The organism is Streptomyces pseudovenezuelae, from assembly GCF_029892565.1.
GTDB lineage: Bacteria > Actinomycetota > Actinomycetes > Streptomycetales > Streptomycetaceae > Streptomyces > Streptomyces pseudovenezuelae_A.
Genome location: NZ_JARXVH010000008.1, coordinates 332,030 through 353,869, shown reverse-complemented (window position 1 = coordinate 353,869; position 21,840 = coordinate 332,030). Strand labels below are relative to the sequence as shown.

Here is a 21,840-nt window from a genome sequence, read left to right as displayed (position 1 = left end):
TCACGTCGTTTCGTCGTCCCGGTGCCAGCGGCCCAGGGCCATCTCGGCGGTGATGCCGGGTCCGAACCCGGCGAGCAGCCCGCGGGCCCGGTGCTGGGCGCCGCCCTCGTCGAAGAGCCGGCGCAGCGCGTCCAGGACGACGGCGCTGGCGATGTTGCCGTACTCGGTGAGCGTGGCCCGGCTGAAGCGGAAGGCGTGCGGGTCGACCTGCAGGAACTTGCTGAGGTCGTCGAGTATTCGGGGCCCGCCCGCGTGGACTATGTAGAAGTCCAGGTCAGCGGCGTCCCAGCCGTGCAGTCCCGCGAGGTCCTGGAGCGCCGGTGCGAGGGGCTCCATGGTGGCCGGCACCCGCTTGTCCAGCAGGAAGTGGAACCCGGTGGCCCGGACGTCGTACATGATCCACTCTTCGGTCTTGGGGATCAGGTACGAGCCGTTGCGCTCCAGCTTGATGCCCTCGCCGCCCTGTCCCCGCACCACGGCGGCGGCGATCCCGTCGCCGAAGAGGCCGTTGGACAGCAGGGAGCCGATGCCGAGGTCGGTGGGCTGGTAGCACAGCGAGCAGAACTCGCAGGCCACGATGAGCGCGTTGGCCTGGGGGTAGGCCGTGCAGAAGTCGTGCGCGCGGTTGATCGCCGCGCCGCCGGCCGCGCAGCCCAGCTGGGCTATGGGGATCTGGCGCGTGGTGGCGTCGAAGGCCATCTCGTTGATCAGCCAGGCCGTGAGCGAGGGCATCATGAAGCCCGTGCACGAGACGTAGATGATCACGTCGATGTCGCTGGTGAGGAGCTCCGCGTCGTCGAGGGCCCGCTGCACCACTGCCGGGACCCGGGCCTTCGCCTCGGCCACGTAGATCCTGTTGCGGTCCTCGAACCCGGGGTGCTTGAGGGTCTCCTCGATGGGCTGCACGATGTGCCGCGTGCGCACGCCGGTGTTCTCGATCAGCCGGAGGGCCAGCGGCAGTTGGGGGTGGTCGGCGTGGCGGGAGCGTGCCAGCTCCAGCGTCTCCTCCATCGTGATGACGTGCTCCGGGACGGACACCGAGGGTCTGCACAAAGTCGCCATGAACCGTGCCTGCTTTCGCCGTCCGGAAGGCTTTCGGCCCCCCGGTCAGAAGGTGGTTCACCTCTGGGGGTGGTGCACCCACGATCACCCGCGCAGGCGACGATCTCGCGGTGGACTACTCCAATTCAGGGACCCCGAGTAAAGATCGGATCAGCGGGGGCCCACCATTGGCCAACGCTCACTGTGCCGACCTCTGGGGGCGCGGAGCTGTATCAATTTGCGGCTCCGCCGCGTGGGCGCGACCAGCCGCGACGAACCGGCACCCGGCACACCACAGGCACCCCTACGACGCGCCCCCGCTGCTGTGCGCAATGCAGGCCACATCGATCCGGTCGGCCAGCTTCGCGAGCTCGATCGTCAACGCAGCGACCGTGTCTTCGTCGAGAGCCTCCTCCCCGGCCTCGACAAGGTGCAGCCACCGACCGCCCACCGTGCGGAGCAGCTTGCTCACATCCGCCGCAGCCACCTGCAAGGTCCCGCGGTCGTCGACGATCAGAGGCAGAGTCACTTCGCGGTTCACAGACGGATGGTAGCCGCGCAGCGTTCACGCACCGTGCCAAACCGTCGTGATGTTGCAGAACTCCCGGATTCCGTGCCCGGACAGCTCACGCCCGTACCCGGACCGTTTCACCCCGCCGAACGGGAACGCCGGATGGGAGGCGGTCATGCCGTTGAAGAAGATTCCGCCCGCCTCCAGATCCCGTACGAAGCGGTCCACCTCGGCGTCGTCGCGCGTCCACACGTTGGAACTCAGCCCGAACGGCGTGTCGTTGGCGATCAGCACGGCGTCCTCCAGGCTGTCGGCCCGGTACAGCGTGGCGACCGGACCGAACGCCTCCTCGCGGTGGATGCGCATCTCGCGGTCGATGCCGGCCAGGACCGTCGGCGGGTACCACCACCCCTCGCGGTCCGGCCGCTCACCCCCGCACAGCACGGCCGCACCGCTGCGCTTGGCGTCGTCGACCAGCTCCTCCAGATCGGACCGCCCCTGCTCGCTGGAGAGCGGTCCGACGTCCGTGCCCTCGTCCATGGGGTCACCGACGGTGAGTGCCTTCATCCCGGCGACGAACCGTTCGGCGAACGCGTCGTACACGTCCGTGTGCACGATGAACCGCTTGGCGGCGATGCACGACTGCCCGTTGTTCTGCACGCGCGCGGTGACCGCGATCTTCGCGGCCCGGTCGATGTCGGCGGACGGCATGACGATGTACGGGTCGCTGCCGCCGAGTTCGAGGACCGTCTTCTTGATCATCTCGCCGGCGGTGGAGGCGACGGCCCGCCCGGCGGGCTCGCTGCCGGTGAGCGTGGCCGCCCGGACGCGTTCGTCGCGCAGGATCTCGTCGACCGCGCCGGAGCCGATGAGCAGGGTCTGGAAGCAGCCCTCCGGGAAGCCCGCCCGGTGGAAGAGGTCCTCCAGGTACAGGGCGGTCTGCGGGACGTTGGAGGCGTGCTTGAGGAGGCCGACGTTGCCCGCCATCAGCGCGGGTGCGGCGAAGCGGATCACCTGCCAGAGCGGGAAGTTCCAGGGCATGACGGCGAGAACCGGGCCCAGCGGCCGGTAGCGGACCAGGGCGCGGGAGCCTCCGGAGTCCTTCACGTCGTGCTCCGCGGGCTCCTCGTCGGCCAGCAGCCCCTCCGCGTGCTCGGCGTACCAGCGCATCGACTTGGCGCACTTCGCGGCCTCCGCGCGGGCCTGCTTGACCGGCTTGCCCATCTCGGTGGTCATGACCGCGCCGATGTCCGCCTGGTCCTCTTCGAGGAGTTCGGCGGCCCGGACCAGGAGGCGGGCGCGTTCGGCGAACGTCGTCGTGCGATACGTCCGGAACGTCGCCTCGGCGAGCCGGATCCGGCGCTCCACCTCCTCCTCGCCCATGGCCTCGTACGTCTTGAGCGTCTCGCCGTTCGCCGGATTGACCGTCGCGATGGGCATGGCTGACCTCCTGGGGGCGGGCTTGCTCCGACCTTCCCGCGCGGTGCCGGGCACCGCAACGCGTAGGCCGCTGTTCAGTCCGAGTGCTCCGCCAGCCGGTCGAGAAACGCGGCCTGCGCCTTGACGATCACGGCTCGGGCCCGGTCCGGCGTGAACCACTCGACGCGGTCCAGCTCCGGGAACTCCCGCAGCTGCCCCGACTTCGGCGGCCACTCCATCCGGAACGTGCCCGGCTCGATCGTCGCGGGGTCCAGGTCGGCCTCGATCGCCCAGGCCGTGACGATCTTGCCGTTGGTCTGCCGGACCTCGCCGAGCGGCACGGCCTCGCCGTCGGGCGGCGCCAGCCCCAGCTCCTCCTGGAACTCGCGGCGGGCGGCGTCCCAGGCGGTCTCCTCCGCGGGCTCGTACTCGCCCTTCGGGACGGACCACGCCCCGGCGTCACGCTTGGCGAAGAAGGGCCCGCCCATGTGGCCGAGGAGCACCTCCAGGCCCTGGCCGGTGCGCCGGTACAGCAGCAGGCCCGCGCTGTGCTTCGGCCCGGTCACGGCTTCACCTCCGGGTGCGCGGCCAGCAGGGTCTCCACGGTGTCCGCCTCCTCCGGCCGCTTGTCCTCGCGGTAGCGGATCACGCGGGCGAAGCGGAGGGTGACGCCGGCCGGATAGCGGGTCGACTTCTGCAGGCCGTCGTAGGCGATCTCGACGACGAGTTCGGGGCGTACGGTCACCAACCAGCCGTTGTCCTCGACGGCCAGCTCCTGGAGGCGCTCGGTCTGCCAGGTGAGCATCGCGTCGGTCATGCCCTTGAAGGTCTTGCCGAGCATGGCGAAGGTGCCGTCCGGGTTGCGGGCGCCGAGGTGGAGGTTGGAGAGCTTGCCGGTGCGGCGGCCGTGGCCCCACTCGGCGGCCAGTACGACCAGGTCGAGGGTGTGCACGGGCTTGACCTTCAGCCAGGAGGCACCGCGCCGGCCGGCGCTGTAGGGCGCGTCGAGGGCCTTGGCCACGACCCCCTCGTGCCCGCGCGCCAGGGTCTCGGCGAGGAAGGCCTCCGCCGCGGCCGTGTCCTCGGGCCCGGACACCAGTGCGCGCCGCACCCGCATCGGCTCCGGGACCAGCCGGGCCAGCTCCGCGTGCCGCTCGACGAACGGCAGGTCGAGCAGGTCCCGGTCGTCGACCGACAGGGCGTCGAAGAAGACGGGGGAGACCGGGACCTCGCGGGCGGCCGTCGCCACGTCCACGCGGGAGCCGACGCGCCCTGCGGTCTCCTGGAAGGAGCGCGGCCGTCCGTCCGCGTCGAAGGCGATGACCTCGCCGTCCAGGATGAACCGCTCGCCTCTCAACTCCCGTGCGGCAGCCGTCACTTCGGGCAGACGGTCGGTGATGTCGTCGAGGGTGCGGGTGTAGATCCGTACGGTGTCGCCGTCGCGGTGCACCTGTACGCGGATGCCGTCCAGTTTCTCCTCCACCGCGCACGTGCCCAGCTTCTCGACCGCCTCGGCCACCGAGGCGGCGGTGTGCGCGAGCATCGGCTGGACCGGGCGGCCGACGGTGAGGCGGAAGCGGTCCAGGGACGCGGGGCCGTCCGCGAGCAGGGCCTGGGCCACCGGTTGCACGGAGCCGGCGAGCATCACCGCCCGCCGCACGTCCGCAGACGGTGCCTCGGTCGCCTGCGCAAGGCCCTCGACCGCCACCGCGTCCAGGGCGCCCTGCCGGACCTCCCCAGTGAGCAGCCCGAACAGGAAGCGCTGTTCCTCCTCGGTGGCCGCGCCCATCAACTCACCGACCAGCCGGGCCCGTTCGGCCTGCGAACCGGCGCCCGCGACCTTGCCCAGCTCGGTGAGACGGGCGTCCACCTCACGGACGGTGAGGGTGGGCTCAGCGGCCGGAGCGACCTGGTTGCTCAGCACCTTCCAGCCGACGCCGAGCCGCCCCTGCGGCAGCCGTCCCGCCAGATACGGGATCACGATCGGCACGTCGTCCGACTCGGCGTCCCGGAACAACTCCGCGAGCAAGGCGATCTTCCGGGACCGCGCCGAGGTGGCGGCGACCTCCTGGGACACATGGGCCAGCCGGGCAAGCAGCATGCAGCAATGGTGCAACGGAGGCGGCGGATCCACACCCGGACGTCTACACCTTGACGGCCGCGTCGAGGTCCGCGAAGAGCAGCTCCCCGTTGATCGCGGCGCCCGCCCGGTAGCCGCGGCTGGCCGAATTGATCACCTGCTCGGCGAATCCGCTCGCGTTGCCCGCCGCCCACAGCCCGGGCACGGTCGTCAGGCCCCGCTCGTCGACCACCGGGTACGTGCCGAACGGCGTCTCGACCATCTCGGCGCCCAGGCGGGCCGGCAGATCGGTCTGCGGGATCGCGCGCGGGGCGGTGAACAGGACCGACCGGTCGTGGACCGTGCCATCCACGAGCCGGACCCCGGTCAGCCGGTCGTCGGTCACGACGAGACCGGCGACCGGGCCCTGTACCACCTGGACTCCGGCCGCGGCCAGCCTGCGCAGGTCGTCATCGGAGAGGGCGTCCTCGGCGATCTCGTGCAGGAAGAGGGTCACGTCCTTCGACCACTGGGACACCATCAGCGCCTGGTGCACGCTCATCGGGGTGGTCGCGAGCACGCCGAAGGGCTGGTCGCGCACCTCCCAGCCGTGGCAGTACGGGCAGTGCAGCACGTCACGGCCGTAGCGCTCGGCGAGGCCCGGGACGGCGGGCAGCTCGTCCTTGAGGCCGGTGGCGACGACGAGGGCGCGGGCCCGCACGGTCCGGCCGCCGGCCAGCGTGACGGCGAAGTCCCCGTCCCGTGTCACGTCCACCGCGCGGTCCCGGAGCAGCTCGACGCCGTAGCGTGTGATCTCCTCGCGGCCGACCGCCAGGAACTCCGCGGGGGACATGCCGTCCCGGGACAGATAGCCCTGCATGTGGGCGGCGGGCGCGTTGCGCGGTTCGCCCGCGTCGACGACGAGGGTGCGGCGCCGGGCCCGGCCCAGCACCAGCCCGGCCGAGAGCCCGGCCGCTCCGCCGCCGACGACGACCACTTCGTACCTGTCGCTGATCCCGTTCCTGTCGGTCATGGTTGACCACCTCCACGACGACAGTCCCGCGACCGTACGGGATTGACAAACGCGTTTGCCGAAACTGCAATACCTGTATGAGTGACGACACGGACGACGGCACGAGCGAGGTCCTTGCCGAGGTCGGCCCGCGGCTGCGGCGGGTCCGCAAGGAGCGGGGTGCGACGCTTGCCGGGCTCTCTGAGGCGACCGGCATCTCGGTGAGCACGCTCTCGCGGCTGGAGTCGGGGCTGCGCAAGCCCAGCCTGGAGCTGCTGCTGCCGATCGCCCGGGCCCATCAGGTGCCGCTGGACGAGCTGGTCGGCGCACCGGCGCCCGGCGATCCGCGGGTGCGGGCCAAGCCGATCGTGCACGGCGGCCGCACCCACTGGCCGCTGACCCGCCAGCCCGGCGGACTCCAGGCGTACAAGGTGCTCGAACCGCAGCGGCAGCTGGAGCCGGAGGCGCGGACGCACGAGGGCTACGAGTGGCTGTACGTGCTGTCCGGGCGGCTGCGGCTGGTGCTCGGCGAGCACGACGTGGTGCTGGGCGCGGGCGAGGCCGCCGAGTTCGACACCCGGGTGCCGCACTGGTTCGGGTCGACGGGGGAGGGGCCGGTCGAGTTCCTGAGCCTGTTCGGGCCGCAGGGGGAGCGGATGCACGTACGAGCGCGGCCCAAGCGGGCGTGATGCCTGGAGGGGGCACGGGCGCGGCGCTACGGTGCAGGCGGTCGTGACGCGCGTGACTGTTCCGTGAGGGCTGTTCCCTGTCGGCAAGCGACCGCTTAGTATGCGTTTCGAACCCCGTCGGGCGAGGCAGTCGCGTGGAGGCACCGCATGCAGGCATGGCAAGTGCACGAGAACGGCGAGCCGAGCGAGGTGATGCGGCTCCAGGACATGGAGACGCCCACGCCCGGCGACGGCCAGGTGCTGCTGAAGGTGCGTGCCGCCAACATCAACTTCCCCGATGTGCTGATGACGCGGGGCCAGTACCAGGTGCGCCCGCCGCTGCCGTTCACGCCGGGCGTGGAGATCTGCGGCGAGACCGAGGACGGGCGCCGCGTGATCGCCAACCCCGCGCTGCCGTACGGCGGTTTCGCCGAGTACGCCGTCGCCGACGCCGTCGGTCTGCTGCCCGCGCCGGACTCGCTGGACGACGCCGAGGCCGCCGCGCTGCACATCGGCTACCAGACCGGCTGGTTCGGCCTGCACCGCCGGGCCGCCCTGGAGGCCGGTGAGACGCTGCTCGTGCACGCCGCCGCCGGCGGGGTCGGCAGCGCCGCCGTCCAGCTCGGCAAGGCCGCGGGCGCCACCGTCATCGGGGTCGTCGGCGGGGCCGAAAAGGTGCCTGTGGCGCGGGAGTTGGGCTGTGACGTCGTCATCGACCGGCGGAGCGAGGACGTCGTCGCCCGGGTCAAGGAGGTCACCGGCGGGCGGGGCGCGGACGTGGTCTACGACCCGGTCGGCGGCGAGGCCTACACGCAGTCGACCAAGGTCGTCGCCTTCGAGGGGCGGATCGTGGTCGTCGGTTTCGCCAGTGGGGTCATCCCCAGCCCGGGGCTCAACCACGCCCTCGTGAAGAACTACTCGATCCTCGGCCTGCACTGGGGCCTGTACGCCACCAAGAACCCGAAGCTGATCCTGCGCTGCCACGAGCAGCTCACCGACCTGGCCGCGCGCGGCGCCATCAAGCCGCTGGTGAGCGAGCGGGTGCCGATGGCGGGCGCCGCGGACGCCGTGCAGCGGGTCGGTGACGGTGTCACGACGGGCCGGGTGGTCATCGTCCCCTCGCTGGAGGCCGGATCCCAGGAGAACGGAGCCGCCGCATGACCGACGCAGCCGAACTCAAGCGCCGCACCGCCGAGTTGCTGGCCGCGTATCCGCCGGCCACGACCGACCGGCTCGACTTCCTCCAGGCCCGCTTCGACGCCGGGCTCGCCTGGGTGCACTACCCCGAGGGCCTCGGCGGACTCGGTGTGCCGCGCTCCCTCCAGGCCGTCGTGGACGCCGAGTTGGCGGACTCCGGTGCTCCCGACAACGACCCGCGGCGCATCGGCATCGGCCTCGGGATGGCCGCGCCGACGATCCTCCAGTACGGCACGGAGGAGCAGAAGCAGCGCTTTCTGCGGCCCCTTTGGGTGGGGGAGGAGGTCTGGTGCCAGCTCTTCAGCGAGCCGGGTGCCGGGTCCGACCTGGCCGCGCTCGGTACGCGTGCCGTGCGTGAAGGCGAGGACTGGGTCGTCAACGGGCAGAAGGTGTGGACGTCCAGCGCCCATCTCGCCCGCTGGGCCATCCTCATCGCCCGCACCGACCCGGAGGTGCCCAAGCACGCCGGCATCACGTACTTCCTCTGCGACATGACCGACCCCGGTGTCGAGGTCCGCCCGCTGCGCCAGATCACCGGCGAGGCCGAGTTCAACGAGGTCTTCCTCACGAACGTCCGCATCCCCGACTCCCGCCGCCTCGGCGAGGTCGGCAACGGCTGGCGGGTCGCGCAGACCACGCTGAACAACGAGCGCGTGGCCATCGGCGGCATGCGACTGCCCCGTGAGGGCGGCATGATCGGCCCGGTCTCCAAGACCTGGCGCGAACGCCCCGAACTGCGCACCCCCGACCTCCACCAGCGGCTGCTGGGGCTCTGGGTCGAGTCCGAGGTCGCCCGCCTCACCGCCGAACGCCTGCGCCAGCAGCTCGTCGCCGGCCAGCCCGGCTACGAGGGCTCCGGAATGAAGCTCTCCTTCGCCCGCCTCAACCAGGAGATCAGCGGCCTGGAGGTGGAACTCCGGGGCGAGGAGGGCCTGTTGTACGACGACTGGACCATGCGCCGCCCCGAGCTGGTGGACTTCACCGGCCGGGACGCCGGCTACCGCTATCTCCGCTCCAAGGGCAACAGCATCGAGGGCGGGACCAGCGAGGTCCTGCTGAACATCGTCGCCGAACGCGTCCTGGGCCTGCCCGCCGAGCCGCGCACCGACAAGGACGTCGCATGGAAGGACCTCGCCCGATGACTGACCTGCTCTATTCGGAGGAGGAAGAGGCCCTCCGCTCCGCCGTCCGCGACCTGCTCACCGACCACTGCGACGCGGCGAGCGTGATCACCCGCACCGAGTCGGACGCCCCGCACGACCTGTCGCTGTGGAAGTCTCTCGCCGACGGCATGGGCCTGGCCGGTCTCCTGGTGCCCGAGGACAAGGGCGGCCAGGGTGCCACCCACCGCGAAGTCGCCGTGGTCCTGGAGGAGTTGGGGCGCGCGGTCGCCCCCGTGCCCTACCTGACGAGCGCCGTCGTCGCCACCGAGGCCCTGCTCGCCTGCGACGCCGACGACCTCCTCGTCGAGCTCGCCTCCGGCCGGCGCATCGGCGCCCTCGCCGTCGCCCTGAACGTCGCTCCGGGCGGTTCCTTCAAGACCGTACGACTCGAAGACGGGTTCCTGTACGGGGAGTTGACCGGGGTCGCGGACGCGGCCGTCGCCGATGTGCTGCTGGTGCCGGGCGAGGACGGTGGGCTGTACGCGGTGGACGCCTCCGAGGTCACCGTCACACCGCAGGTCGCCCTGGACCTCACCCGGCCGCTCGCTACCGTCTCCTTCGACGGGGCGCGTGCCCGCCTCGTCGGTGACGGCGGACCGGCCGTGCGGCGTGCTCTGCGGGCCGGTGCCGGGCTGCTCGCCTCCGAGCAACTCGGGCTCTCCGACTGGACCTTGACCGAGACCGTGCGTTACCTGAAGGAGCGCAAGCAGTTCAACCGGCCCGTCGGCGGCTTCCAGGCGCTCAAGCACCGGCTGGCCCAGTTGTGGCTGGAGGTCGTCAACCTCCGCGCCGCCGCCCGCAATGCAGCCGACGCCCTCGCCACCGGTGAGGACACCGACGTCGCGGTCGCCGTCGCGCAGGCCTACGCGGCACGTGTCGCGGTCCACGCGGCCGAGGAGGCGGTGCAGTTGCACGGCGGTCTCGGCATGACGTGGGAGCACCCGGTCCACCTCTACCTCAAGCGGGCCAAGGCCGATTCGATCGCCTACGGCACGGCCGGCGCCCACCGTGCCGAGTTGGCCGAACTCGTCGACCTCCAGGCCCCCTGAGATTCACCCGGTGAAGCCCGCCCCACCTGGGGCGGGCTTTTTCGTGCGGCTGGGCGGAAGGAGTGAACTGACGACGGCAGTCCGGCCAACTCCTGGCATGTACAGGTTCATTGAGCCTGGTCCCGCCGCATACTCCCTGTGGTTCCGACCCGCCCCACAGGGAGGCAGAACATGGCCCACTTCACCCGCCGCAGAGCCCTTACCACCCTCGGCGCCGCCGCCGCGGCCGTGCTCGCCCCGCCCGCGGGCAGCGCGTTCGCGGGCGACGACAAGCACCGCCCGCGCCCGTTGTGGAACGCCCACGCCCACAACGACTACGACCACCCGCGCCCCCTCTTCGACGCCCTCGACCACCGTTTCGGCAGTGTCGAGGCCGACATCTTCCTCGTCGGCGACCAGCTCCTGATCGCGCACGACGCGACCGACCTGGACCCGACGCGCACCCTGGAGTCCCTCTACCTCGACCCGCTGTCCGCCCTGGTGAGGCGCAACCACGGTTCCGTGTACCGGGGTTACCGCAAGCCGCTGCAACTGCTCATCGACATCAAGACCGAGGGCTCCTCGACGTACCTCGAACTCGACCGTCATCTCCAGCGCTACAAGCACCTGTTCACGACCTACGCCCACGGCCGGGTGCACCCCGGCGCGGTCACCAACGTCATCTCCGGCGACCGGGCCGCCCGCATCCCCATGGAGGCGCAGACCGTGCGCCGCGCCTTCTACGACGGTCGACTCACCGACCTCGGCACCTCGGCGCCCGCCTCCTTCGTGCCGCTGATCAGTGACAACTGGCAGCTCAACTTCACCTGGCTCGGCGCGGGCGCCTTCCCCGAGGCGGAGCGACAGAAGCTGCGCGACATCATCCGCCAGGCCCACCGCCGCGGCCAGAAGGTGCGCTTCTGGAACACCCCCGAGGTGGCCGGGCCCGCCCGGGACGCACTGTGGACCGAGCTGCTGGACGCCGGCATCGACTACTTCAACACCGACGACCTGGCGGGCTTGGAGGCCTTCCTGGACGCCCACCGGTAGGCAGGCACCGGTTACCCGGACGCCCACCGCCGGGCGTCAATCCAGCACCGCGGACATCACACGTCCGGGGGGCGGGTCAGCCGCCCGGACGAACCCTCCACTACGCCACACTTGCGGCCGAATACCGCGAAACGGGCGTGGCGGAGGAGGTTGACGATGGCTATTTCCATCTCTGTGGTGGTGCTGCTCCTGATCCTGGCGGTGATCTTCCTGCGCAGCGGTGGACTGAAGGTCTCGCACGCCCTGGTGTGCGCCCTGCTCGGCTTCTTCCTGGCCGGCACGAGCATGGCGCCCACCATCCACAGCGGCCTCACGGCGACCGCCGACATCGTCAGCGGTCTGCGGCCGTGAGGCCCGCCGCGCTCACGACTTGGTGAAGACCCCGATGCCGGTCGGGACCGGACGCTCCGAGCCGTCGGAGGGGTGGTTGCGTACGGACACGGCGCTCGCCCCCGGCTCGCGGGCGACCAGTTCCGTGGAGCCGCCGCCGTCCAGGCTGAAGGCGTCCACCGAGCCCAACGACCGCATGGTGGTGGCCACTTCGGCGATCGTCAGACCGGTGCGGTAGGCGGGCGCGCCGTCCAGCGCGAACAGCAGCAGCTTCCGGCCGCCGTCCGCGATGCCGACGGCGGTGCGCACGGCCGCGACCGCGTTGTCGAGACCTGCAAGCGGCTGGCCGCCCATGAGCACCGGATAACCGCCGAGCGCGAAGCGGTACGGGATCCCGGAGGTCGACGCCACCAGCCGCCGCGTCACCTTCACCGCCTCGCCCTTGAAGAACTTCCGCAGCTGCTGCGCGCCCGCCTCACGGCCGACCAGCACCGTGGTCCCGGCCGCGATGGCGCCCTTGCCAGGGGCGTCGGCCGTCGACACGACCCGGTTGTCGCGGATCGTCACCTCGTAGGTGTCCGCGCTGCACGCGGCGGCGCGGTTGGTGTCGGTGCCGCAGGTGGCGCGCACCCGGGAGGCACTGCCCCAGTCGGCGGTGAACGCGCCGACGGAGCCCACCGGCAGCGCGTACTGGTTGAGCCCGCCCAGCGGCAGCCGCCCTTCCGGTGTGCGGACCGAGCCTTCCAGGGCGAGGCTGTCCAGCCGGGCCCTGCGGTCGACGCCCACGCCGATGACGTCCTGGGTGGTGCGGCCCGGCGGCATCGAGGGGCCGAAGCGCTGCCCGTTCGGCACCGCCCCCTTCAGCGTGCGGCCGCTCGCGATCGCCGGGCCCACGGTGGAGAACGTGGCCTCGACGCCCGGGTGCTGGGCCTCGGTGATGTTGAAGAAGTCGCCGTTCACGGCCGCGACCGCACCCTTGGCGTCGGCCAGCGCGGACAGGGCGGCCCGGGAGGCGACCGCTCCCGGATACAGCAGGTCGAGCCTCACACGGGCGTCGCGCAGGTCCACGGTCACCAGGTGGGCGTGCGTCAGCCCCTTCATTCCCTGGATGTCGAACTGCTGGTAGGTGACCCCCGAGCCGACTGCGAGGGCCCTCGGCACGCCGCTGGCCGGTGCCGCCCCCGCCAGGGCCGCACCGGCCAGCGCGCCGAATGCCGTGAGAAACGCCAGCACCGATCTGCGTGCCGAACGACGTCTTTGACGATGCGTCACCATGCCCCCTGAAGTCTCGTCAACTGTCCCAGGACTCAGGAGAAGTGCATCAGACGGTGGTGACCGGTGGGGTCCCTAAGCGTCGACTACGCGAGAACGAGTGAGAAAACGCAGCCCCTCGGGCGCCTCCAACGAGAAACCGCTGCCGCGACCCGCTACGACGTCGATGATCAGCCGCGTGTGGCTCCACACCTCGTACTGGCTGCGCGACATCCAGAAGGTCACCGGCTCCGCCACCCCCTCGACGTGCAGCTCGGCGAGCAGCACGTCCGAGCCGCCCGTGCGGAACTCGCCCTCGGGGTAGCACATGGGCGCGCTGCCGTCGCAGCAGCCGCCGGACTGGTGGAACATCAGCGGGCCGTGCGAGGCGTGAAGCTTGCGCAACAGGTCCTCGGCCGCAGGGGTGAGTTCGACGCGCGGAGTCTCCTCGTACATGCCACCAGGGCAGCACACGCAAGGTTGCGAGAGGGTTGCACGGCTCAGTCGCACGGCAGCCCCTACTCCGCGCGCAGGGCGGTCGCCGTGCGGATCCGGGCCGCCCAGCCGGTCGGCAGCAGCGAGCCCAGGACGGCGACGGCCGTGCCGGCGAGGGCCAGCAGGACCAGTTCGGGACCGCCGTAGACGGAGGTCACGGAGCAGACGCATCCTGGACGGTGCCACGGAGGCGCCCCGCGTGGTCATGCTCACCACCTTCGACCTCGACCACTACGTGTACGCGGCGCTGTCCGCCGGAGCCAGCGGCTTCCTCCTCAAGGACGTCACCCCCGAGCAACTCGTCGCCGCCGTCCGCACGGTACGGGCCGGTGACGCGCTGCTCGCCCCCACCATCACCCGCCGCCTCGTCGAACGCTTCGCCCGCACCAGCACCGCATCGGCCTCCCTGCACCGCGACCTGGCGGCCCTGACCCCTCGCGAATTCGACGTGCTGCGGCTGCTCGCTGAGGGCCTCAGCAACGCCGAACTCGCCGCCCGCCTCCACCTGTCCGAGACCACCGTCAAAACCCACGTCTCCCGCATCCTCACCAAACTCTCCCTGCGCGACCGGGCCCAGGCGGTGGTGGTGGCGTACGAGACGGGACTGGTCAGCCCGCGGTCGAGTCTCTGACGGCGTTCTCCGTCCGGAGCCGTGCAGCAGGGTGCAGCCGGGGGCCCAGCGGAAGTGCTGGGCCCCCGACTGCTATGCCCCGACCGCCCTGACCTAGGGCCGGGTCCTGTCCTACGGCCGGGCCGTGGCCGTAGGAACGTTGTATCCCTCGACCCGCAGCTTCGGCCGAGACCCGCCCGGCGCTTCGGCCGGCCAGGAGAGGGTGAGGGACCTGGACTCACCCGGCAGCAGCCACAGGTAGTTGTCGCTGTAGAGGGTGGGCAGCACCCGGTGGCCCGACTTCGCGTCGAGGAGTGAGACCCGCACCATCGCCGCGACCGACGAACCACGGTTGCGCAGCCGTGCCGTGAGCCCGTGGCGTGAGCCCGAGTGGTCCGTGTCGGTGATGTCGACGGACACCCGGGTCCGCGCCGCGGAGTTCAGCGCCCGCATGTTCTGCGGGGCCTTGTAGCGCCAGTACGTGTTCTCGGACAGCAACTCGCCGCGGGCGTCCGTGAGGCGCACCCGCAGGAGGTGGAAGTCCGGCAGTCCGTCCCGGCCAACGGTGAACGCGCTCGTCGTCGCCGAGGACGCGATGTCGACCTTCTTGCGCTGCTCCGCGCCGAGTTGACGTCCCGTCAGGTCATAGCAGCGTGCGGAGACCGTGGCGCCTTTGATCGCGCGGGGCGTGTGGTTGACCGCGATCACCTTGCCGTCCGTCGGGTCCGCCTGGACGTGGACGGGCTCGCTGGCCTTGCGGGAGCCGTAGTAGGCGCCGTTGACGTCGAAGTCGTAGTCGTACGTCTGCCACACCGTGCTGTACCAGGCGGGGTGGGACATCCACAGCATCAACCCGCTGGCGTCCTCCCACAGGTTGGCGTTCCAGGCCTCGAACATGGCGCGGTGGTTCTCGTAGTTGACGAACTGCGCCTTGCGGGAGAAGTCCTCCAGGCCGGTCGCGGTGTCGAGTCGGGACTCGATGGCGGCCCGGTAGTTCTGCGGCGCCTGATTCCCGCGGGTGCTCCAGTCGTGGTAGTACCAGGCGCCGCCGATCGGCCACTCGGGTTCGTCGCCGACGAGGTTCCGCAGCGTCTCGGCCGTCGACACGACCGGCATGCCGATCTCGGTGTGGAAGCCGAAGCTGCCGCTGCCGTAGGTGGTGGCGGAGGAGTAGCGCTCGGGCTCGACCCAGCCGTAGGGGCCGCCGCCGGTGACGATCCCGCCCGCCGAGTTGTTCTGGTAGAGCACGTCGGGTGCTTCGGCGCGCACCGCCGCCCGCATGCCGTCGTCGACCGGTCCCGGCGGGTTGCCCTCGTTGGCGCCGCACCACACCACGACGCTCGGGTGGATCCGGTACCGGCGCACGGTGTCCCGCGCGGTGTCCAGGAACGCCTTGTGGTTCGGCGGGTCCATCGCCCACGCGTTGGGGAAGTCGTTCCACACCAGCAGCCCGTGCTCGTCGCAACTGGCGTAGAACTCCTCGCGGTTGCTGCTGCCGACCCAGTTGCGGATCATCGTGAAGTTCATGTCCCGGTGCATCCGCACCGCCGCGTCCATGCGGGCCGCCGGCATGCGGCGCAGCAGCTCGTCCCAGCCCCAGTTGCCGCCCCGGCAGAAGACCCGGGTGCCGTTGACGCTGATCTTCAGCGGCACGGTGTTGTTGTCGACGGTCTTCACGTCGGTCCAGTTGTCGCCGTCGTCGGAGACCTGGATCGTGTACGTCTTGGCGTAGGCCGCTTCCCAGGTGATGACGACCTTGTCGAAGGGCACGGAGGAGCCGAGGTCGACGCGGATCCACTGGTCGTCCTCGTAGGCCGAGGACCAGCGGGTGCCCGGGTCCCCGTCGGTGGCGTTGCCCGCCCCGGTGCCCGAGCCGTCGGTCGAGGACGCGGTCGCCGTCCTGTGCAGGGCCAGGTCGGTGTCCGGCGCCGTGCTGTCCAGGACCGACAGGCTCCACATCGAGGAGCCCCAACTGGTCGCCCGAGTACGGCAGTAGACCCGCAGATACTGTGCCGTCCGCGCCTCGAAGTCCACGGTCTGCAGGCTCGCCGCACCACCGGCGCGGAACGGCAGCGGCACCGCCGTGTTGTCGACCGAGGCCGCGTCCGTCCAGGTGTCGCCGTCGTCGGAGACCTGGACGGTGTACGTCTTCGCGTACGCCTGCTCCCAGGTGACGACGACCCGGTCGAGGGAGACCGAGGAGCCGAGGTCGACGCGGATCCACTGGTCGTCCTCGAAGGCCGAGGACCAGCGGGTGCCCGCGTCACCGTCGGTCGCGTTGCCGGGCTGGTTGGCCGGGTCGTCGACGGTGGAGGCCGTGGCCGTCCTGCCGAGCGCGAGATCGGTGTCCTGGGCCATGCTGTCCACGACCGACAGGGCCCACATCGAGGAGCCCCAACTCGTCGCCCTGGTACGGCACATGATGCGCACGTACCGCGCCTTCCGACGGGTGAAGTTCACCGTCTGCGCGTACGAGTCGCCGCCGGTCTGGAACGTCAGCGGCACCTCGTACTCGTAGCCGAACTGGCGGATCCCGAAGCGCGTGGTGCGCCGGTCGCTCTCCGCGTCGCCGACGGTGGCGGTGAGGGTGAGCCGGTGCAGGTTCGGCTCGCCGTAGCCGTTGGGCCACCACAACGCCGGGTTGCGGAGGCGGAGTTGGGCGTGGTCGGCGGGGGAGAAGGTCACATCGGCCGTCTCGCCGCCGGCGATCGTGACCGTCTTGGTGAGGCGTACGCCCTCGAAGGCGGCGGAGACGGTGACGCTCCGGTCGGCGGTGTCCGCGTTCTGCACCGGCACAGTGATCGTCAGCTCGGCGGTGCCCGTGTCCGGGAGGTCGGGCAGCCGGGTCTCCACACGCGGGTCGCCGAGGACCGCGGCGCCGGTGGAGCGCAGCCGGACGTGGTTCCAGATACCGGCCGCCCGGTCGCGCACCGCGGGCATCCAGTCCCAGCCCGAAGAGGCCAGATACGTCGGTGAGTTGCGGTTCATCATGTTCGCGCCGGCGTCGACGAACGCGAGGCCCGCCGAGCCCTTGTCGCCCGGGCTGCCAGGGAAGGGTATCGGCGTAATCCGCACGGCGAGGGCGTGTGCGGAGCCGCCCTTGTCATCCGTGTTGTCCGCCAGGAGCTTGGTGACGTCGAAGGCGGCGCGGGCGAAGGGGAAGCCGACCTCGCCGACGGAGCTGCCGTTGAGCCAGACCTCCGCGTTGTGGTTGACCCCGTCGAACTCCAGCCAGACATGGCGTCCGGCGCCGGTGCGCAGGCCCTTGGGGAGGCGGAACTCGCGCCGGTACCACCAGGAGTGGCGCGAAAGGGCCTCCGGGGCATGGAGGTTGTTGAAGCCGGCGACCGGGTCGGGCAGGTGGCCCTGGTCGACGAGTGAGGTCAGGACGGTGCCGGGGACGGTGGCCGGCAGCCAACGGCTCGTGTCCGCCGAGGGCTTGGACAGGGCGGTGCCGTCTCCTGCGGCCCAGTCGTCCATGGTCAGGTCCCAGCCGGACTCCAGCGGGACGGTGCCGTCCTCGGCGACCTTCAGGGCCGGGGGAGTGCGGTGGTGGGTGCCCCAGTCGGTCCAGCCGGTGGCCCCGGGGCGGGCGGTGCGGCAAGTGCCGTACACCTGAAGGCCGTTGAGGCCGAGCGGGTTCGCGTTGGAGCGCTTGCGCACCGTCATCCGCACCCAGCGGGCGGTGACCGGCTTGGCAAGGGCGATCTCTACGACCCCGCCCTTGCCGGAGTCCGTGCGGTACACGCTCGTCCAACTCTTGTTGTCCCGTGAGGTCTCCACGACGTAGTCGACCGCGCAACTGGACAGGATCTCCTGGCCCGTCGTGTCGTTGCGCGGACTGCCGCTGGTCGATTCGGTGAACGGCGGGTCGTCCGCGGTCGCCTCGGAGGTGAGGTGGATCGAGTCGACCTCGCACAGGGCCTGGAGGTCGACCGAGATCCACTGGGGATCGCCGGCCGCCGCACGCCAGCCCGTGCCGCGCACGCCGGTGGCGGCCACCTTGTCCACCGCGAACTCCGCGGGGGTGGGCGCGTAGTCGGTCGAGGACACGGTGACGGGCCGATATCCGGCCAGCTCGCCCGGTGTCACGGGCCGGCTCGGCTGTCCGGATCCGGTCGCGAAGGCGTCGGCGGTCGGGGCCATACCGAGGCCGAAGCCGGCCAGCAGGGCGGAGCCGGTGGAGAGGACGGTGCGGCGCGAGGGTCTGGACGGCTGATCCGACATGAAATGCGGCTCCGATCAGGGAAGTTCAGGGCGCGGGCGAGCTCTGGGGCAGCCTGCTGACAACGTTGCCAGGGCGGCTCTGACAACGTTGCCAAACACTGCACCCGCGGTGTGGGGCTGTCAAGGTTTCCGGCAGGCGTCCGAGGCCTCTCTGAATAAATTAGTAATTAATATTGACAAGGTTTCGGCCGCGCGCCACAGTCGTCGCCGTGACGCCGAGGCCGCCGTCCTGGGGCCGGCCCGTGTCACGCCTTCCGCATCCCAACCACCCGGAGAGGCACGTGACCTCACACCCGCAAGGCCGCAAGGCCGCAGGCCACAGACTCGGGCGCCGAGCCACCACGGCCGCCGCGATCGCGACGGTCCTCGCCGCGACCGCGGCCCCCACAGCGATGGCACAGGCACCCACGGCGACGGCGCAGGGATCCACGGCGCGGTCCGCCACGGGCACGGCGCAGGGCGCCGTCGACCAGGGCGCACCCGCCTACTACGACAGCGGTCTCGCCCCGACGCCCTACATGGGCTGGAACACCTACTACGGGCTCGGCGCGCCCACCGAGAAGGAGGTGCGCTCGGTCGCCGACCGGCTGGTCAGCAGCGGTCTGCGCGACAGCGGCTACGACATCGTGTGGCTGGACGGCGGCTGGCAGGCCGACAACCCCCGTGACGCACAAGGGCGGTTGGTGGCCAACCCGGAGCGCTTCCCCTCCGGCATCCCGGCCCTCGTCTCCTACCTGCACAAGCGCGGACTGCGCGCGGGCATCTACACCGACGCCGGCACCTACGACGGCGGCAAGAGCTGCGGCCTCGGCAGCCGCGGGCACTACGACCAGGACGCGCGGCAGTTCGCCGGCTGGAAGGTCGACGCGATCAAGGTCGACTTCCTGTGCGGCATCACCGCGAAGCTCGATCCCGGCCCGGCCTTCAAGGAGTTCGGCGACGCGGTCGCCGAGTCCGGCCGCAAGATGCTGCTGAACCTGTGCAACCCGCTCACCGACGACTGGGGCCTGCCGCACACCCCCGAGCAGGACGCGCACAACACGTACGTCTACGCGCCGACCGCCGCCGACTCCTGGCGCACCGGCACCGACATCGCCTGGGGCACCGCGAGCCCAGGTCAGTGGCCCAACGTGCTGCGCAACATGGACGCCAACGCCTGGCACCCCGAGGCGCAGGGACCCGGGCACTACAACGACCCGGACTACCTGATCCCGATGCGCAAGATGACCGACGGGTCGTACGAGCTCACGCAGGAGGAGTCCACCAGCCAGTTCGTGATGTGGGCCGAGATGGGCTCGCCGCTCGTCCTCGGCTCCGACCCGCGCACCCTGTCCGACTCGATGCTGAAGACCCTCCGCAACCCGGAGATCATCGCCGTCGACCAGGACCCCCTCGCCATCCAGGGCGTGCGTGTGGCCTCGGACTCGGTCGGGGACGTGTACAGCAAGGTCCTCCAGGGCCACGGCCGGCGTGCGGTTGTGCTGCTCAACCGGTCCGACCAACCCGTCCAGCGCACCGTGCGGTTCGCGGACGCCGGGCTGGGTGGCCAAGTCCAGGTACGGGACTTGCGGGCGCGAGCCGACCGGGGCACGCACACGGGGTCGTACACCGCCGAAGTCCCCGCCCACGGCACCGCGTTCCTCAAGCTGACCGGCGCCGACGCCCTTCCCGGCACCAACCTGGGCGAGAAGACGACGGCCAGCCCGGCCGTGGTGCGCGACGGCGCCGGACTGACCACCTTCTCCCGGGGGCCGCACGGCTCGCTCGTCCAGCGCACGGACAACGGTCGCACACGGGACCTCGGTGGCCCCGCGCAGGGGAAGATCCTGGGCCAGCCCGCCGCGTACGCCTCCGCCGGCGGCCGGATCGACGTCTTCGTGCGGGGCGCCGACTCCCGGGCCTACCGGCGGGTCTACGACCACGGGCACTGGAGCGCCTGGCAGAGCCTCGGCGGCCGGCTGACCGACGCGCCCTCCGTCGCCTTCACCGACCCCGCGCACTGGACGCTGGTCGCGCGCGGCGCCGACGGGCTGATCGTGCAGCGCGGTCCCGAGTCCGGGTGGACGTCGCTCGGGGCGCCCAACGACCGGGCCACGTACGGGCGTCCGTCCGCCGTCGTCGACGCGCAGGGGCGCGTCCATGTCGCTGTACGCACCGCGGCGGACGACGTGTGGACGCGGTCGCGCGACACGTCGGGGGAGTGGTCGGCGTGGTCCTCGATCGGCGGGACGGTCAGCGGCAGTCCGACGCTGGTCGCCGTCGGGAACGCGGTCGTGCTGTACGCGCGGGCCGCGGACTACACGCTCTGGCAGCAGCGGTACGCCGACGGTGCCTGGCAGGGCTGGAGCAAGCGACAGGAGTTCCCGAGCGCCGCCTTCGACGGCGCGCTGGGTGTGGTCGCGGGGCCCGACGGCTCCGTCGACGCGGTGTTCCGCGGAGTGGACGGCTATCTGCACCGGACCGAATTCAAATAAATTAGGAATCAATCATGGCCAACCAACTGCCCAGCCGACGCCGGTTCCTCGGCGGACTCGGCGCCGCCGGGACCGCGGCACTGCTCAGCGGCTGCGTCACCTCCACCTCCACCGGCAAGAGCTCCTCGAAGGGCGCGGTGACCCTCCAGTCCAACCTCTCCGCCCCGCAGGCCAAGGCCGCGATGGAGGATCTCGTCGCCGCCTTCGGCAAGGAGGGCTCCGGCCGCGCGAGCCTCAACACGGTCGCCGCGGAGACCTTCCGCACCCAGCTGCCGACCTACCTCACCTCGGCCAACCCGCCGGACGTGTACACCTGGTACCCCGGCTCGGTGGCGGACGCCTACGCCAAGAAGAACCTGCTGCTCGACCTCGACGAGGCCTGGACGTCCTCGCCCGACCTCAAGCGCTACTCCAAGGCGCTCGACTCGCTGTGCACGTCGACCTCAGGCAAGAAGGTCTTCGTGCCCTCCACCTACTACTGGTGGGGCATGTTCTACCGGAAGTCCAACTTCGCCAAGTGGGGCGTGAGCGAGCCCAAGAGCTGGGACGACTTCCTGGACGTGTGCGACAAGCTCAAGAGCAAGGGCGTCGCCCCGATCGGACTCGGCGCCGGCGGCAACACCCCCTGGGTGGCCTCCGCCTGGTTCGACTACCTCGACATCCGGATCAACGGTGCCCAGTACCACCGTGAACTCCTCGCCGGGAAGCACCGGTTCGACGACCCGGAGGTGCGCAAGGTCTTCGACCGCTGGCAGGAGGTGCTGCCGTTCTTCGACCCGGACGGCACCGCCGTGCCCTTCCAGGACGCGACGACCACCCTGCTCAACGGCCGCAGCGGCATGATGCTCATCGGCACGTTCTTCGCCGACGCGGCTCCCAAGAACGCCCTCGACGACATCGACTTCTTCCGCTTCCCGATCATCGACGAGAAGATCCCGCTCGCCGAAGAGGCGCCCACCGACGGCTACTTCGCCAGCGCCCGCACCGGCCGCCACGACCAGGTGCTCGACCTGATGAAGTACCTCGCCACCGCCGAGGCCCAGGAGATCTACATCAAGGGCTCCTCCGGCACCGTCCTGCCCTGCAACCCCGACGCGAAGGACGCGGGCACCGCCCTGGTCAAGAAGGGCCGCAAGCACATCGAGGAGGCGGCCGAGATCACCCAGTACTTCAACCGGGACTCCAGCGACGCCCTCCAGCCCACCGCCGACAACGCGTTGACGAAGTTCCTGGCCAAGCCCAAGTCGATCGGCAGCATCCTCACCGACTGGCAGCGCGACGCCGAGAAGATCTGGAACGCCTGAC

17 protein-coding genes and 2 pseudogenes are annotated in these 21,840 nt (G+C 71.0%); 9 read left to right on the top strand and 10 right to left on the bottom strand.

Annotation, left to right across the window (positions count from 1 at the left end):
• The 6 genes and pseudogenes from M2283_RS27240 to M2283_RS27215 form a co-directional block, all read right to left on the bottom strand.
• A pseudogene (locus M2283_RS27240) lies at window positions 1-1,071 on the bottom strand (type III polyketide synthase); the annotation flags it as partial.
• Window positions 1,072-1,345: 274 nt separating this feature from the next.
• Entirely contained in the window at window positions 1,346-1,582 is a 237-nt protein-coding gene (locus tag M2283_RS27235; RefSeq protein WP_280879016.1) for a DUF6213 family protein, read from the bottom strand.
• Window positions 1,583-1,606: 24 nt separating this feature from the next.
• Window positions 1,607-2,992, bottom strand: a complete 1,386-nt coding sequence (locus M2283_RS27230; RefSeq protein ID WP_280879015.1) for an NADP-dependent succinic semialdehyde dehydrogenase — start codon at window positions 2,990-2,992, stop codon at window positions 1,607-1,609.
• Window positions 2,993-3,066: 74 nt separating this feature from the next.
• Window positions 3,067-3,537, bottom strand: coding sequence for an NUDIX domain-containing protein (locus M2283_RS27225; RefSeq protein ID WP_280879014.1), 471 nt, complete (start codon window positions 3,535-3,537; stop codon window positions 3,067-3,069).
• Window positions 3,534-5,072: an ATP-dependent DNA ligase gene (locus tag M2283_RS27220; protein ID WP_280879013.1), complete on the bottom strand. Its 1,539-nt coding sequence runs from the start codon at window positions 5,070-5,072 to the stop codon at window positions 3,534-3,536. Before M2283_RS27220 ends, M2283_RS27225 begins: the two co-directional genes overlap by 4 nt.
• Before the next feature lie 43 nt (window positions 5,073-5,115).
• Window positions 5,116-6,063: an NAD(P)/FAD-dependent oxidoreductase gene (locus M2283_RS27215; RefSeq protein ID WP_280879012.1), complete on the bottom strand. Its 948-nt coding sequence runs from the start codon at window positions 6,061-6,063 to the stop codon at window positions 5,116-5,118.
• Between the two features lie 77 nt (window positions 6,064-6,140).
• On the opposite strand from M2283_RS27215, the gene M2283_RS27210 reads away from it, so the two are divergent.
• The 6 genes from M2283_RS27210 to M2283_RS27185 all read left to right on the top strand — a co-directional run bounded on the left by M2283_RS27210 (window position 6,141) and on the right by M2283_RS27185 (window position 11,499).
• Entirely contained in the window at window positions 6,141-6,731 is a 591-nt protein-coding gene (locus M2283_RS27210; protein ID WP_280879011.1) for a helix-turn-helix domain-containing protein, read from the top strand.
• A 147-nt stretch (window positions 6,732-6,878) separates the two neighbouring features.
• Entirely contained in the window at window positions 6,879-7,871 is a 993-nt protein-coding gene (locus M2283_RS27205; protein WP_280879010.1) for an NADPH:quinone oxidoreductase family protein, read from the top strand.
• Entirely contained in the window at window positions 7,868-9,049 is a 1,182-nt protein-coding gene (locus M2283_RS27200) for an acyl-CoA dehydrogenase family protein (RefSeq protein ID WP_280879009.1), read from the top strand. The genes M2283_RS27205 and M2283_RS27200 overlap by 4 nt, the downstream gene beginning before the upstream one ends.
• Window positions 9,046-10,119 carry an acyl-CoA dehydrogenase family protein gene (locus M2283_RS27195; protein ID WP_280879008.1) on the top strand — a complete coding sequence of 358 codons (1,074 nt, stop codon included), beginning with the start codon at window positions 9,046-9,048 and terminating at the stop codon, window positions 10,117-10,119. Before M2283_RS27200 ends, M2283_RS27195 begins: the two co-directional genes overlap by 4 nt.
• A 171-nt stretch (window positions 10,120-10,290) precedes the next feature.
• A complete protein-coding gene (locus tag M2283_RS27190) occupies window positions 10,291-11,148 on the top strand; it encodes a phosphatidylinositol-specific phospholipase C/glycerophosphodiester phosphodiesterase family protein (protein WP_280879007.1) in 858 nt (285 codons plus the stop codon).
• Window positions 11,149-11,304: 156 nt separating this feature from the next.
• Window positions 11,305-11,499, top strand: coding sequence for a hypothetical protein (locus tag M2283_RS27185; RefSeq protein WP_280879006.1), 195 nt, complete (start codon window positions 11,305-11,307; stop codon window positions 11,497-11,499).
• A gap of 12 nt (window positions 11,500-11,511) precedes the next feature.
• Here M2283_RS27185 and M2283_RS27180 read toward each other — a convergent pair whose 3' ends face one another.
• The 3 genes from M2283_RS27180 to M2283_RS27170 all read right to left on the bottom strand — a co-directional run bounded on the left by M2283_RS27180 (window position 11,512) and on the right by M2283_RS27170 (window position 13,382).
• Window positions 11,512-12,750 (bottom strand): phosphodiester glycosidase family protein, encoded by a 1,239-nt coding sequence (locus M2283_RS27180; protein ID WP_432423131.1) that lies wholly within the window; start codon window positions 12,748-12,750, stop codon window positions 11,512-11,514.
• 75 nt (window positions 12,751-12,825) lie between these two features.
• Window positions 12,826-13,185: a DUF779 domain-containing protein gene (locus M2283_RS27175; protein WP_280879002.1), complete on the bottom strand. Its 360-nt coding sequence runs from the start codon at window positions 13,183-13,185 to the stop codon at window positions 12,826-12,828.
• Window positions 13,186-13,247: 62 nt separating this feature from the next.
• On the bottom strand, window positions 13,248-13,382 hold the full coding sequence (locus M2283_RS27170) for a hypothetical protein (protein ID WP_280879096.1): 135 nt from the start codon (window positions 13,380-13,382) through the stop codon (window positions 13,248-13,250).
• A 2-nt stretch (window positions 13,383-13,384) separates the two neighbouring features.
• Between M2283_RS27170 and M2283_RS27165 the strand changes: the two are divergent.
• A pseudogene (locus M2283_RS27165) lies at window positions 13,385-13,855 on the top strand (LuxR C-terminal-related transcriptional regulator); the annotation flags it as partial.
• Between the two features lie 111 nt (window positions 13,856-13,966).
• Here M2283_RS27165 and M2283_RS27160 read toward each other — a convergent pair.
• Window positions 13,967-18,061, bottom strand: coding sequence for a discoidin domain-containing protein (locus M2283_RS27160; RefSeq protein WP_280879001.1), 4,095 nt, complete (start codon window positions 18,059-18,061; stop codon window positions 13,967-13,969).
• 392 nt (window positions 18,062-18,453) lie between these two features.
• Between M2283_RS27160 and M2283_RS27155 the strand changes: the two genes are divergently transcribed.
• Complete coding sequence (locus M2283_RS27155; protein ID WP_280879094.1) at window positions 18,454-20,535, top strand: glycoside hydrolase family 27 protein; 2,082 nt, start codon at window positions 18,454-18,456, stop codon at window positions 20,533-20,535.
• A gap of 14 nt (window positions 20,536-20,549) precedes the next feature.
• Entirely contained in the window at window positions 20,550-21,839 is a 1,290-nt protein-coding gene (locus M2283_RS27150; protein WP_280879000.1) for an ABC transporter substrate-binding protein, read from the top strand.
• Window position 21,840 lies beyond the last annotated feature (1 nt).